Annotated in this window: 5 protein-coding genes and 2 pseudogenes; 1 reads left to right on the top strand and 6 read right to left on the bottom strand. The window is 62.0% G+C overall.

Annotated features, from left to right (window positions below; all coding sequences use genetic code 11):
- Nucleotides 1-24: 24 nt before the first annotated feature.
- Entirely contained in the window at nucleotides 25-8841 is an 8817-nt protein-coding gene (locus tag ACS8YF_RS12995; protein WP_440850663.1) for a GH36-type glycosyl hydrolase domain-containing protein, read from the bottom strand.
- A gap of 86 nt (nucleotides 8842-8927) precedes the next feature.
- On the opposite strand from ACS8YF_RS12995, the gene ACS8YF_RS12990 reads away from it, so the two are divergent.
- Nucleotides 8928-9362, top strand: coding sequence for a hypothetical protein (locus ACS8YF_RS12990; protein WP_440850624.1), 435 nt, complete (start codon nucleotides 8928-8930; stop codon nucleotides 9360-9362).
- Nucleotides 9363-9419: 57 nt separating this feature from the next.
- Here ACS8YF_RS12990 and ACS8YF_RS12985 read toward each other — a convergent pair.
- From ACS8YF_RS12985 to ACS8YF_RS12965, 5 genes and pseudogenes are all read right to left on the bottom strand, one after another.
- A pseudogene (locus tag ACS8YF_RS12985) lies at nucleotides 9420-9713 on the bottom strand (IS3 family transposase); the annotation flags it as partial.
- Between the two features lie 16 nt (nucleotides 9714-9729).
- Nucleotides 9730-10809, bottom strand: a complete 1080-nt coding sequence (locus tag ACS8YF_RS12980) for an IS110 family transposase (protein ID WP_440850623.1) — start codon at nucleotides 10807-10809, stop codon at nucleotides 9730-9732.
- A gap of 294 nt (nucleotides 10810-11103) precedes the next feature.
- Nucleotides 11104-11966: pseudogene (locus tag ACS8YF_RS12975) on the bottom strand (IS3 family transposase); the annotation flags it as partial.
- A 309-nt stretch (nucleotides 11967-12275) separates the two neighbouring features.
- On the bottom strand, nucleotides 12276-13292 hold the full coding sequence (locus ACS8YF_RS12970; RefSeq protein ID WP_440850622.1) for a hypothetical protein: 1017 nt from the start codon (nucleotides 13290-13292) through the stop codon (nucleotides 12276-12278).
- Nucleotides 13293-13587: 295 nt separating this feature from the next.
- Nucleotides 13588-14744, bottom strand: a protein-coding gene (locus ACS8YF_RS12965; protein WP_440850662.1) for an IS3 family transposase whose coding sequence is annotated in 2 segments (ribosomal slippage) — nucleotides 13588-14456 and nucleotides 14456-14744 — 1158 coding nt in all. Because the reading frame shifts where the segments join, the coding sequence is not laid out codon by codon here.
- Nucleotides 14745-14873: the final 129 nt, after the last annotated feature.

The following is a 14873-nucleotide window of genomic DNA, read 5'->3' as shown; positions in this document are numbered from 1 at the left end:
GGCGCGAGGGTCGGGTATCACGGTTCATGCGGCAGGCTCGTCGAGATAGTGGTCGTCGGCCTCGGCCTGCGTCGCCGTGGGCCGGTCGTGGCAAAGCAGCAACTGGGGCGATCGCCCCCCGCTGATGTCGATCCCGTCTGCCCCGACTGTACGCAGACTCACTTCGACCGTATGGGCTTGGCTGTCGTCGACCAGCGCAACGCCCGCCGCGCCCTGCTCGACGCCGTCCAGCAACAGTCGCTGCGTGGATGCGCCCGCCGCGATCAGGGTCTGGGTGACTTCGATGTGATAAACCGTGGCGCCGTAGCTATAGTCGAGCGCATAGCTGCGCCATTCGTCGGGAATACAGGGCACGATCTGCAGATGATCGGCCGTGCGCCGCAGCCCCAGCAGCGACTCCACGATCAGCCGATAGGCCCAGCCAGCCGAACCGGTATACCAGGTCCAACCGCCGCGCCCGGTGTGCGGCGCGAGTGCATAGACATCGGCGGCCAGTGCATAGGGCTCGGTCTTGTAGATCGCCACGCCGGCGGCAGACACCGCGTGGTTCACGGGGTTGATGATCGCCATCAGCTCCCAGGCGCGACGGCTGTCGCCCAGTCGGGCGAAGGCCATGGCGGCCCACACCGCCGCATGCGTGTACTGACCGCCGTTTTCGCGCACCCCGGGCACATAGCCCTTGATATAACCGGGGTTCATGGGGGTGGTATCGAACGGCGGATCAAGCAGTTGGATCAGGCCATCACCGCTTTCCGAGCCGCGGCGCACGAGTCGCACATCGACCGCGTCCATCGCGCGGCGCGAACGTTCAGACTCGCCGGCTCCGGAGAGCACCGACCAGCTCTGGGCAATCGAGTCGATCGTGCATTCGACATTTGTCTTCGATCCCAGCGGCGTACCGTCGTCGAACCAGGCGCGCTGGTACCACTCGCCATCCCAGGCGTGGTGATGGATCTGCACGCGCAACTGCCGAGCCTGGGTGATGCAGCGTTCGGAAAATGCCGCATCGCCGTAGTCGGCGGCCAGCGCCGCAAAGTTCCGAAGGACGTCGTAGAGGAAAAACGCCAGCCATACGCTTTCACCCTGGCCTTTGATGCCGACCAGGTTCATGCCGTCGTTCCAGTCGCCCGACCCCATCAGCGGCAAGCCATGCTCGCCCAGGCGGAGGCCGTGTTCGATGGCCCGAACACAGTGCGCATACAACGTCGCACTCGCCTCCGAGCGGCCCGGCAGTTCGTAGTAAGACTCCTCCTCCGCCTCCAAAGGCCGACCTTCCAGAAAATGCAGGTCCTCGTCGAGCACGGCGCGATCGCCGGTGCTGCGGACGTAGCGGCAAACGGACGCCGGCAGCCACAAATAATCGTCCGAGCACCGCGTGCGCACGCCGCGACCGACCGGCGGATGCCACCAGTGCTGCACGTCGCCTTCGGGATACTGGTGCTCGGCGGCCCGCAGCAGATGCGCACGAACGACGTCGGGCGCGGCATGCACCAACGCCATGCCGTCCTGCAACTGGTCACGGAAACCGTAGGCTCCGCCCGACTGGTAATAGCCACTGCGTGCCCAGACCCGGCAGGCCAGCGTCTGATACAGCAGCCAGCCGTTGGCCATGACGTTGATCGCCGGATCCGGCGTATGCACCTGGACCGTACCGAGCGTAGCGCGCCAATACTGGCGCACGGCGTCCAGCGCGGTACGAGCCGAGCCGGGCTGGCGCAATCTCAGCGCGAGTGCGCGGGCCTGATCAATATCGGTGGCCGCCCCGAGACGGAAAACCACCTCATGGCTGGCGCCGTCCGCCAGCTCAAAGGGGATCTGGATCGCGCCGCAGGGATCCATACCGGCGCCGAGCCGTCCCGACAGCCGCCTGCGGCTCATCGCATCGGGCTGGGCGAGCCCGCGGTTACGCCCGATGAAGGCGGTTCGATCGCCGGTGAGCGTACGACCGGGCGCGTCGGCGTCGATGAATGCGATCCGACCGGCGAAATCGGTGTTGTAGGCATTGCGTGCGAACAGCGCACCGCTGGCCGGATCGATTTCGGTCACCAGATGCATCGCGGACTTGGATCTCAGATCACCCAGCACCCATTCCACGTAGGCGGTCGCCGACAGCCGCCGTCGACGACCCGAGGTATTGCGTACCTTGAGCACCGAGAACTTCACCGCCGCATGGCGATCGACGTACACCCAGAGCTGCGAGCGCAGGCCCTGAGCGTCGTGCTCGTACACCGTATAGCCGAAACCGTGACGACAACGATAGCCCAGACCGTCGGGGCTGGGCAGCGCGGTCGGCGACCAGTACGCGCCGCTGTCCTCGTCGCGCAGATAGAACGCCTCGCCGGCGGACGCGCCGACAGCGTCGTTGCTCCAGGGCGTGAGCCGGTACTCGTGGGCGTTTTCATGCCACGTATAGGCTGGCCCGCTCTCGCTCATCACCGTGCCGAATACCGGATTCGCCAGCACATTGACCCAGGGCGCCGGCGTCCGGTGCTCGGCGCGGCTGGTGATGACGTATTCCCGCCCGCTCGCCGAAAACCCCCCGAGATCGTTGCCTAGGATGAGTCGGTCGCGCGCCGCATCGGCGACGACGCGCCGCCGCATCGGCGTCGTGGCGCGACTCCAGCGGGCCGGTACCAGACGGTCGCCGCGCTTGGCCACGAACGGCCGCCGTTCGATCTGGTCCGCCAGGCTGCCATGCCCGTCGATGACGATCACTCGAGCGACTGCCTGCAGCAGAATGCGGTCCTCGTGCGAGATCTGCTCGGCCTGGCGTACGAAGATGCCACCGGGCCGGTCGACCGCGCTGGCTTCTGTGCCGGTCGCAATCAGACCCATGATGGCGTCCTGCAGGCTCTGGCGATAGCCGACGTGTTCCTCGTTCCAGACCACCAGATCGACCATCAGGCCCTTCAGCCGCCAATACGCATGGCACTGGATCAGCTGGCGGGCCAGCTCGATGTGCTCGCTGCTGGATATCTTGAGCAGCACGATCGGCAGATCGCCCGAGATGGCATAGCCCCAAAGGCCCGACTGGCCGCGCCGGTTCTGCGCCAGCAAGCCCGCATCGGCGCGCAGGCGGGCGTTGGCATAGATCACCGAGCCGGCCAGACGCCGGTAGAGCTGGGCATCGACCTCGCTGGCATTGATCTGGCGCAGCGTCACGCCGCTATGGGTCGCGGCGATATCGCGCACTCGGTCGGCGAAATGTCGATCCTGATATTTACCGACGAGCGCCATGCAGGCAGCCCGGTCGTCGGCCGCGCCACTGACGAGATCGACTGTGGCCGACTGCTCCGGCGCGAGCACGATCCGAGCCCGAATCGACACGATCGGGTCGAGCACGGAGCCCACGGTCCCCGACAAGGGCCCGGCCGCGTCCATGGCCGCCGGCGCGACCAGATCTCGACCTCGGCCAATGAAACGCATGCGATCGGTTTCGCAGGAGACCGTGTCCAGTATCGTGCTGTTGGCCGCCATCAGGTGGAACATCCACGGCGTGGCTTCCTCGGGCGCGCGTGGGCGTCGGGTACACAGGATCGCGCGTTGGGATTCGACGAGCTCGGTCTGTACGAACAGATTGCCGAAGCCCGGCTGGGTCATGTCGGACGCCTGTGACGCCAGCACCACTTCAGCGTAGCTGGTGATCTCGATCGTGCGCGGCATGCGCGACCCGTTGGTCAGGCGGATCCGGCGCAGCTCGATATCATCCTCCGGCGAGACCACGATCTCGGTATAAGTCTCGATGTCGTGATCCCGACGCCGGTATTCAGCGCGCCCTTCGGAGAACATCGCCTCATAGGCCGTCGCCGGCGCCCGGGTCGGCTGATGGGTGGCCGACCAGACCGCGCCGCTGTCGACATCCCGAAGATAGACAAAGGTGCCCCAGTCATCGCGCGTGACGTCCTCGCGCCAGCGGCTGATGGCCAGATCCTTCCAGCGGCTGTAGCCGCCGCCGGCATTGGTCATCATCACCTGATACCGACCATTGGACAGCAACTGCACCTCCGGGGTCGGTGTATGTGCGCCGATCGGCAGACACAGTGGCACAGCCGCTACTTCATCAAGCACGCTCTGGCGCGCCAGTTGCCCGACGTGGGTATGCACGATCGGCGTCTTGGGACTACGCTCCTGCAGCAGCAGCAGAGTCGCCTGGCACAGCGGATCGGATGCGAAACGTTGCTGCATGCGAGGGCCCAGCAGCAGCGAACCCAGCGCCAGCAGACTCATGCCCTGGTGATGCGCCATGAACGAGCGCACCACCACGCTCGATTGGCTAGCGAGCAATCGGGTGGGCGTGTAATCAATAGCCTCGTAGAAACCGTAGCGGCCTTCCAGACCGTCGTCCGCCAGTCGTTGCAGGTTGGCACAGGCCGCCTCGGGCGCGATCAGCAACGCCAGCGCCGAGGCATAAGGTGCTACCACCGCGTCCTCGGCGAGGCCGGGCTTGAGGCCGAGACCCGGCACGCCAAAGGCCTGATAACGATAGTTCTGGCTGGCATCGAGGCTGCCATAGCCGGACTCCGAGACCCCCCAGGGCATCGCGCGCTGCTTGCCGTAGGCGATCTGTCGCGACACGGCGGCGCGATAGGTCTGGTCGAGCAGCGTGCCGTCATAGGAGGGCATGGCGAGCAGCGGCATCAGATACTCGAACATCGAGCCGGTCCAGGACAGCAGCACGCGTGACCCGGCGGCAGTCGTCAACAGACGGCCCAGCGCGAACCAGGCCTCCTGCGGTAGCTGCCCCTGCGCAATCGCTACGAAACAACACAATCGGGACTCGGAGGCCAATAGATCGTAGACGCTGGCATCACAGCGGAAATCGTCGACGTTATAGCCGATCGCCAGCAGGTGACGTGTGTGATCGTAAAGAAACGCATAGTTCATGCTGGCGAAGGCGCCCGCTTGCCCGGCCAGCAGCCCGCAGCGATCGATACGCGCGTTCGCGCGCTGTCCCGCGGTGACGATGGCCCCCCGCAGATCGTGCAGCCACACCCACGCATCGTAGTCCGCCGGCGAACAGAGGTTGATACGCGCATCGACCCGGGCGACCAGCTCGACACTGCTCGCGGTGAGCGCCCGGAGCGTGTAGATCGCATCCAGATCGAGGAAGCCTTGCAGAGGCCCCGGGGGCTCGGGCAGGCCCAGCCACGGCGCAAAGCGATCGAGCTCCGCGAGCGCAGCACGGGTTTGTCGCAGCAGCGCCGCCAGCGTCGCCCGCGTCGCCTCGGGCACCGCGCCGTCCAGGCGATCTTCCAGATCGATGGCCGCCTTGCTCAGCGGGTTCAGCCGGTCCCAGATGCCGGACAGCGTGGTCGGCCAGGCGCGTCCGGTGGGTGCCAGCAGGGCATCCAGCCAGGCGACGTCGTCCTGCAGTGATTCCGGCGCGGCCTGTACCAGCATCGCGAGCGTATCTGCCAGTCCCTCCAACAGGCGCGGCTCGACAACCGGCTCATCGGGCAGCGCTTCCAGAGCCGCGCGCAACGTGAGCAGATGGCCGGCGAGATTGCCGCTGTCGACCGATGACACATAACGCGGCGGCAACGGCTGTAGCGACTGGGTGTCGTACCAGTTGTAGAAATGGCCCTGGTAACGCTCCAGTTGGTTCATCGTGGCGAAGGTATCGGCAGTGCGATCGAGCAGCGTGCCCGCGGTGATATAACCAAAATCGCGGGCCGCCAGATTAGCCAGCAGCGCCAGCCCGATGTTGGTCGGCGAGGTACGGTGGGCGATCACGGGCCCCGGCTCCTCCTGAAAATTGTCGGGCGGTAGCCAATGGTCTTCGGCAGTCACGAAGTGCTCGAAGAACATCCAGCTGTTGCGGGCCGTGCGGCGCAGGAACAGCGTTTGCTCATCACTCAGGTGCGGATCGGCCCGTCGAAGCGGCTGACTGACCCACCAGGCCAGCGCCGGACCCAACAACCACAGCAGCAGTACCGGCGCCGCCGCGAACCCGGCCCACGGCTGGAACAGCACGATGCCGGATGCTGCAATCACGCTCACGGCCGGGCCAGCCCACATCACGCGATAGGTCGTCCGGACATCGGGCAAGTGGTCGTCATCCGGCCCACCCGAGACCCGCCATTCCAATAGACCACGGCCGCTGATCAGCATCCGCCAGAGGCTGCGCGCAATGGCGTCGAGACTGAAAAACGCCTCATACGGCAGACAGGCAATCGTGAAACCGGCCTGGGCAAAACTATGTCGTGCCACCATCAGCACAGCAGCCAGATGCTGGCGCCACGGGATGTCCTCGGGACGGCGCACCGCCGCGACAACACTGATCAACGCCGTCGGCAATAGCAGGATCCCCAGCACCGCCAACGTCCAGGCCGCCGTCTGCGGCACCCACCACCAGCCGAACACCAGCAACGCCACCAGGGCTGCCGGCACCACACTGCGACGCAGGTTGTCGGCGATCTTCCAGCGCGACAAGGACGGCAACAGGTTGCGCTGGAAGCCGTGATCGGCGCGCGGCACCCAGGGCATCAGCCACTGCAGGATCTGCCAGTCCCCGCGAATCCAGCGCGCCCGCCGGCCGACATCCGCGGCATAGCGCGTCGGATAGGCTTCGTACAAGTGCACGTCGCTGATCAATCCGGAGCGGGCGTGACACCCTTCCAGCAGATCATGGCTGAGAATGCGGTTATCCGGAAAACGGCCCTTGAGCGTGGTCTCGAAGGCATCGACATCGTAGATGCCCTTGCCGATGAACGAGCCCTCGCCGAACAGATCCTGATACACATCCGAGGCCGAGCGCGTATACGGATCGATGCCCGGTTCGCTGCCGAACAGAGCGCCATAGTGGGAACGACTCGTGGCCGACAGGCTTGCTGCCATGCGCGGTTGCAGGATTCCGTAGCCAGCACGGACACGTTGCCGGCCCTCGTCATAGCGCGGGCGGTTGAGCGGATGCGCCATAGTGCCGACCAGTTCGCGCGCCGCATCGCGCGGCAGCTGGGTATCGGTATCCAGCGTAATCACGTACTGCACCGCGGTCAGCGTGTCGACGTCGCCCGTCACGCAGGAAAACGCCTGCCAGCCCTGCCCTCTAAGCGCCGCATTCAGATCGGCCAGCTTGCCGCGCTTGCGTTCGCGCCCCATCCAGCACTGCTCTGCGTCGTTCCAGACACGCGGCCGGTGAAACAGGAAAAAACGGTCGCAACCCATGCCCGGGTATTTGGCGTTGAGCGTCTCGATGCCGACCCGCGCCTGTTCCAGCAGAGCAGAGTCCTCCGGCGCGGTCTCGACATCAGCATCTTTCGAATCGGTGAGCAGTGCGAAATGCACCACGGCGTCGCGGTTGCCGAGAAAACGAACCTCCAACGCCTCAAGCAGCGACTCCACCCCTTCGCTGTTGCCGAGCATGCTCGGCACCACCACCAGAGTGCGCAGCGATTGCGGCAACCCGGCCGAGAAATCCATCCGCGGCAACCGCTTGGGCATGATCATCGCCGTCGCCGACCAGTTGGACACGGCCGAGGCGAGCTGGCTTGTAGCCAGCAGCGCGATCAAGCCGAGCAACACCAGCAGCCACCCCATCGGCCGACCGTTGTCAGCCAGCGCCAGCAGGCCAGCGCTGAAGATGAGCGTCATCAAGGCGATCGAGCCGAGATACAGCGGTACGCGGGCGCGGCCGACATGGCGGCCCACGCGCGCCAGCAGCGTCTGTCGAGCCTCAATTGCATCTTCCAATTGATCGATGCCGGCGTCGACCAGATAAAAACCGATATGGCGGATCGGCGCATCGTGATTCGCGCCATTGCCGGCATTCTCGGCCAGTCGGATCGCCGAGCGCGCAACCTCGCTCTCGGAAAGGTCGCTGCGCTTGGCCAGCCGATCAACCACCTGTCGATAAAGATCCCGGGTCGCGAAATCCATAGCCGCGTAGCAGTCGGCCGGGTCCGTGAGCAGGATCCGCTCGACCACGCTGTGGGTCTCGACGAAGGTGCGCCAGTCCTCGGCCCCCAGAAAACGCAGGCTGGTAATGGTATTGCTGATCGAGACCTGGTCGCCGGCCCGCTGCTGGTTCTCTGTGCTCACGAGCCGGTCGATGGTCTCGCTCGATTCAGCCAGGCGCTGTGCAACCCAGGTCAGCGGCAGCGCGAGTGCCGGCCCGTGGCCCTGCAGACAACGCACGAGTTCAGCCACGAACGGGCTGGTCATGGGCGGGTTCGAGCGCGCCATGTCGGCGATCACCAGAACCAGGCTCTTCGGATCTTTCTCGGCAATCGCCATCATCTGGTCGGCCCAGGCCTGGGCCTGGTTCAGTTGCAGGCGCGCAGCGCTGGTGCGGGCCGCGACGCGACGCAGATTCTCGATCAACGCAAGGCGCAACATGATCGGAATCGCCCACAGCTCACCGAGCGTGAGCGCCGTAACCGTCTGGTAGGCCGCCAGGAAGCCGCTGAGCAGTTCAGAATCTACCCGGCCATCCCCATGAGCGATGACCTCGAGCGCGAGATCGTAAACCCGCGGCAGCCCCTTGGAAGGACCGTTCGCCAGGCGCGGCAGTTCGCGGCTGTAATCACGCGGCAGATGCCGACGAGCGATACGGATCTGTTCCTCGATCAGGTACAGATTGTCGAGCATCCATTCACCGGCCGGCGCGATCCGCAGCCGTGAAGCCGTCGCTGTAGTGAGCACGCGGCAGGTCGCGATCAGCACCCGCTCGTTGTCGTCCAACCGCCTCAGCAAAGGGTCGATCAGCCGCCCATTGCCCAATACATGCAACCCGGCCAGCGCTTGGCCGTGCCGGGCCATCTGCTCAACACTGAACAACTCCGCGTGCAATGGCGTGGCATCTACATCCGCATCTTCGCTAGCCACACCGCGGCCGCGCATAACACCGGCCACTCTGGACAAGGTCTTGAGCTTGAATGGGCGGCCGCGAATCATTCTATCCGCCTGACAACAAGCGCATAGTGCTTATGAATAACAGCACAACACCCGTTACCCTGCTTGCTTCGCTGGCACGCTTTGCGGTCATCCATAGCCATCATCCGTGTTGTGTTGCCAAACCCGAGGCGACTCCCGCCCCGCACCGAATTAGGTACGGACCATCGGCGCTGGACAAGTTATCTACCACTGCTCGACGCGTGTCGGGCCTGTTGTCACCTCATCACGATGGCGCCTTGCAGCAGCCCGCTTGCGAGTTCGTCAGCAGCAGCAGCCAATCGCCGACCGGGACCGCCTGTGAGGCCATGAATACACGCCGGCACAAACTCAATCTGTCTGCCAACGCACATACGATCGAGAGTCTTGGCTCGGCGGCCATGGAACGGAGAGGTTATGTGATGCGTCAGCGGATGGAGTCGCGCCTGGACATCCTCGCGATCGGGCTTGTCCCTCGCCGTTACAGCTGACCGTCTCGACCTCAGGTTTCAGCGACCCTATCCTTCTGAGTAGCCCTGGGATGGGTTCTACGCCGTTTCCGCGGACGGTTGAGAAAAGGTTAACGGATACTTCTGGTCCTCAGCCGCCATCCGTTTTCGGATACGCGGATTATGGAAGCGCTCGATGTAATCGAAGACATCAGTTCGAGCTTCGGCCAACGTCTGGTAACGGCGCCGGTTCACGCGCTCTCGCTTGAGCATGCCGAAGAAGCCTTCGGCCGCGGCATTGTCACCGCAGTGGCCGACCGCGCTCATGCTGCAGATCAGGTGGTGGCCGCGTAGAAAGCGTTGGTAGTCGTCGCTCGTAAATTGCGTACCGCGGACGCCCTTCTAAGAGTCAAGCGGTAATTTGTGCCTGATTGATTGCCTGATTGCGATCCCGCAGCAACCGATAGACCTCGCGGGCGATATAGCGCTTCAAGCATCGGATGGCTTCGAGCTTGGAGTGGCCTTCGGCGATGCGTTTGTCGACATAGACGCGTGTGCGCTCCTCGGTTCTTAGTCGTCCGATGGCGATGATATGCAAGGCGCTGTTGGCCGCCCGGTCGCCGCCGCGATTGAGCCGATGCCGATGCGTTTTGCCCGATGATGCGGGGATAGGACTCACGCCGCATAGGGCTGCGAAGCTCGCCTCAGAGCGGAGTCGTTCCGGATTGTCGCCGGCCGTGATCAGCAGCTGAGACGCGGAGTTGTAGCCGATCGCCCGGCGGGCGATCAGATCGGGCGCCAGTTCATCGACGAGCATCTTGATCATGGCATCGTAGTCGGCGATCTCGTCATCCAGCTCGATATACCGGCGGGCCAGTGATTTCAGCGTGATCCGGTAGGCTGTGGTGACGTCTCGGTAGCCCGTCAGATCGGGGCGCCAGGCGGCCAGCGTCCGGATCAGCCGCATCCGCGTCATGTGCCGTATCAACTCTCGCAGTTCGTCCGGCGCACTGACGATGTTCATCTGGATCATTTGAAGCGCCACACGGCGCGCTGAGATGGCTGTCTTGCGGCCCGTTCTGAGGACCCGTATAGACTCGATCATGCCATCGCGTGTCTTCGGCGTGACGGTGCGTATGCCGGCAAATGCCGCATGAGCAGCACTCTCGGCATCAATCGTATCGTTCTTGCCGCGCTTGCGCCGATCGGTCTTGTCGGGCGTCGTGACCTCGAGCACGTCGAGCCCGGCCTGGTTGAGATAACGGAGCAGACCGGCGCCATAGGAACCGGTCGATTCCACGCCAATACGCTCGACTGATCCGAACGTGCGCATCCAGCGCACCATCTGCTTGTAACCGTGCCGTGTGGCGGCAAAGAAGCCGCTGTCCAGCACGCGATCATGGGCATCGACCACGGCGGCCACATGCTGTTCCTTATGTGTATCGACGCCGCCTACAATAGGCTGGTCGTCCGTGACAGACTTGTTCATGGCGTGCTCCGGTTGAACGCGAAACGCAAGGACATGGCTTCACTTCAACCGGTCGCCTGGACAAGACAGTAACGGGACAGTGCTCAGGCCCTTCTCGGGTCACATGCGTCGGCGAGGCGAAGCCTCACCGCAAAGCATCCCCGGATGACCGACAGGTCCGTGGAAAGACACGACAGGTCGATCAGAGTGCGGGTCAGGTCATCCGGGGACCCTTACGGCATCCGATTGTCCAGAATCGGTCGATCGCTGTGCGAGTCAAGCCATCTGGAGAAATCGGATAGCTGTATTCTTACTATCCGAGTGCAACACGACCGGCTCGTCGTACGCCTCACGCTGCCAGAGCGCCATCAACACGGCCTTGAGTACGAGATCCCGGGTCTGGCGGGTGCTCATCGACCAGCCGACCACGGCCTTGTTATAGAGGTCGACGACGACGCACAGGTATAACCAGGCTTCGGCGGTACGAATATAGGTGATGTCGGTTACCCATTTCGTGTTGGGTTCCAGCGCGACGAAGTCGCGCTCGAGGTGGTTGCGGACATGAGCCGGACGAACGCCGGAAGGCTTGGCCCGACAACGCCGCCGTTGCGGGATGCCTTGCAGTCCCTGGATCGCCATGAGCCGGGCCACCCGATTGCGACTGACAGTCTCGCCTTCGAACTGCAGCGTTTCGGTGATCCGCGGGGCGCCGTACACACCGTCGCTGTCGCGATGCAGCGTGTGAATCTTCTCGGTCAGCCGGGCGTTGGCACGAGCCCGAGCACTGGGCGATCGGCTCGCCCAGGCATAAAAGCCACTGGTCGAGACTTTCAGGCAACGGCACATCAGCTGGACGGGATAATCAGAGCGACAACGTTGGATCGTCGCGTACCTCACGACGATTCCTTGGCGAAGTACGTTGCCGCGTCGCGCAAAAAATCGCGTTCCTTCTTGACCTGTGCGAGTTCGCGTTTAAGGCGGGCCAGCTCCTGATCACGCGGCGTGCCGGTGCCCTGAAAGCTCGGCTTCGGCGAGCGCCGGGTCTCGCGGCACCAACGGTTGAGCATCGTCGGGCTCAGTCCGAGATCGCGGGCGACCGTGCTCGCGCTGCTTGATGACGATCGCACCAGTTCGACGGCTTCGGCCTTGAATTCGGCGCTGTACTTCTTGCGTGGCATAAACACTCCTTGTTCGGCCCCATGATGAGCCTTCTTTGAAGTGCCCGCATTAACGGGGGAGAACCCGTCACCTTCTGTTTGCGTTGAGGCGACAACTACGTTGACTGATAGGGACCCGCAAGGGTTATGTGCATCGCATTTTTTAGTTTCACGGCGCGCCGCTTCGATACCGCGAGTGGAATACACCATGGGAGGCGGCTCAGTGCCTACGGTTTAAGTGGCGCGTACCCGCCAGCCAGGCGAGTCAGTACGCCGATGAGTTGCGGGCCGTCCTTTGAAACTGAACACACAGCAACGAACGAACCTAATCTACTGCTGGGCCGCCGGCGTCTTCACTTTTTTACTGATGATTTCTTTGCGAACATCCGACTGAAACTTTTGTTTCTTATTCAATTCATAAATAAATAGAATCATAACGATACCGGATACGATTATAAAAAACGCCGAAATGCAAACAAAAAACCCGCTAGTTTTCGAACATTGCAAATTATGCCAGTAGACCCAAGCGACAGTCACTGTGAACCAAACTGGAATAAAGAGCAGAACAAAGTATGCCGGGAAGCGATTAGCGACTAATTTTCTGGCGAGATTTTTTTGTGTAACCCCGTCTTTTTTTGCAGAGTCCTCATCAGTTACCCATCTCGCAACAACCTTCCTGATATAGCCGACACTTTTCTCAGATTCGTCATAGACCTTTGACCACGCGCCAATGATACCAGTAATACGCTCCTTATTGCTTTTGATTTCTTTAAATATTCTATTTTTATTTTTATTTTCATATCCGGCACCAGTTAAATCCAGATCCTTGTAATGGTCCGCTATAATGCCGGCGCGTAATTCCACTTCTTCCATGCATTGGTAAAAATACCGAACCGCTGGAATTTCACCTCCCCATAGAGCTAAGCGCAGCGGTCCTTGGAGACTGGGATATACCAAATGATTTTCGCGCGCAATTAAAAGCGTTTCGTAGTTCCGCGTCTTATTTTTATTTTTCTCGACCCATTGATCCAAGTGCTCCGCTGCTAATTGGGCACCGAGCCAGCGCCCATCAATGTCCGCCTTTAATAACCTGACGCAATGATATCGAGATAGGCTATATGTAAAAATATTTTGAAGGAGCCACAAGACGATACCTCCTAGCAGGATCGCTTGTAGCCGCTCCCCGTTTCCTCCTGGCGACGATCTTTCGCAATCGCATGCCGAATACGTAGCTACAAAAAATAGAACGAGTAAGCCGGCGAATATGGCTAACGTATATACATAGCTTCGCCATGCAATCAGTCTTTTAACCCAATGAAATTTTTTATTTTTTTCGATTGCATTCATGGATTACACCCTAGTCTTAGTAACTATACTCGGGCCAAACCAGCTAGAAATGTATCAGGCAAATGGACAGACAGAGAAGATAGGAAAGATTTCTCTGTAAAACTATACTGCTCAAACTTCTCGGCTCTTAACCTTGCGGATTGCTATGCTTCGTGTCTCAAGCGAGGCAATGGAACTTGTCCTCGATAGCTCGATAGCTCGATAGCGAATAAATGGGTCTATCTTCGAGTTATTACTGAACTGGACCCCATCCGTTGGACAGCCCGCAGGAATTTCTAAGTGATGACCTGCCGGGTTAGTCCGCCTGCGGTAGCGGCTGTCTGTTGAAGTACACCTGATCGGGCGTGGCCCGATCAAGACTCTGGTGATGGCGCTCGGCATTGTAGAAGGCGAAGTAGTCGGCCAGACCGGCCCGCGCGTCGCGCCCGCTGTCATAGGCCTTCAGATAGACCTCTTCATACTTCACGCTACGCCAGAGCCGCTCGATAAAGACGTTGTCCATCCAGCGCCCGCGACCATCCATGCTGATGGCGATCTCATGGTCTTGGAGGACGCCGGTGAAGGCTGTGCCGGTGAACTGGCTGCCTTGATCCGTATTGAAAATCTCAGGTGGCCCATAGCGCGCCAGGGCGCGCTGTAGCGCATCGACGCAGAAGCTGTCGTCGAGCGTGTTCGAGACCTGCCAGGCCAGGACCTTGCGCGAGTACCAGTCCATGACGGCGACGAGATATAAAAAGCCTCGAGCCATCGACAAGTACGTGATGTCGCTCGTCCAGACCTGATTCGGCCGGTCGATGGCGAGTCCGCGCAGGCGATACGGATAAATGCGGTGCCCGGGCGCCGGTTGTGACAAGCGCGGCTTCGGATACAGGGCCGTGATGCCCATCGTTCGCATCAGGCGCTGTATGCGCTTTCGATTGATCGCCAGGCCGTCTTCTTCGGCCAGTGCATCCGCGATGCGTCGGCTGCCCAGAAAAGGCCGCTCAAGATGCAGCGCGTCGATGCGCTGCATCAGTGTGTGATCCGCGCCGGAGATCGATCGACGCCGATCATAGACGGTCGAACGGGCGACGCCGAGTATCGCGCATTGGCGTGTGACGGGGAGATCATGGCCGCGATCGATCATGGCCCGCCGCGCTTCGGGTCGAAGCGCGCGAGCCCGCGCTCCAAAAAATCGTTCTCCATCGACAACTCGCCGATCTTGGCGTGCAAGGCGTCGATCTGAGCCTGACTGTCCGAGGCCGACGGGCCCTTATCGAACGTGTCGGACGCGCCTTCGACCAGCTGGCGCTTCCACTGCGTGATCTGGTTCGGATGCACATCAAACTGCTGGGCCAGCTCGGCGAGCGTCCGATCGCCTTGAACGGCAGCCAGTGCCACCTTGGCCTTGAAGGCCGATGAGTGATTGCGGCGTTTGCGTCGCATAAATGCTCCTTGGCCCTGTCCGGCCATTGTGGAGCAGATCATCACTTAGCGCTCTGTCCGAATTCCGGGGTCCAGCTCACTCCCAGCCACTCGTACGGCCCGTGCAGTACTTCAGCCACCGAATCGAGACCAAACAGCGCTGCGATAGCATCCAGA

The sequence above is a fragment of the Salinisphaera sp. SWV1 genome (assembly GCF_052044155.1).
In the GTDB taxonomy this organism is placed as follows: domain Bacteria; phylum Pseudomonadota; class Gammaproteobacteria; order Nevskiales; family Salinisphaeraceae; genus Salinisphaera.
Note: the sequence above shows the minus strand (reverse complement) of the source record. Positions and strands in the feature narration are given on the sequence as shown.

Bases quoted from the DNA above. Each gene is read 5' to 3' on its own strand.
- ACS8YF_RS12995 (WP_440850663.1), bottom strand. From the start codon at position 8,841: ATGCGCGGCCGCGGTGTGGCTAGCGAAGATGCGGATGTAGATGCCACG.
- ACS8YF_RS12990 (WP_440850624.1), top strand. From the start codon at position 8,928: ATGAATAACAGCACAACACCCGTTACCCTGCTTGCTTCGCTGGCACGC.
- ACS8YF_RS12980 (WP_440850623.1), bottom strand. From the start codon at position 10,809: ATGAACAAGTCTGTCACGGACGACCAGCCTATTGTAGGCGGCGTCGAT.
- ACS8YF_RS12970 (WP_440850622.1), bottom strand. From the start codon at position 13,292: ATGAATGCAATCGAAAAAAATAAAAAATTTCATTGGGTTAAAAGACTG.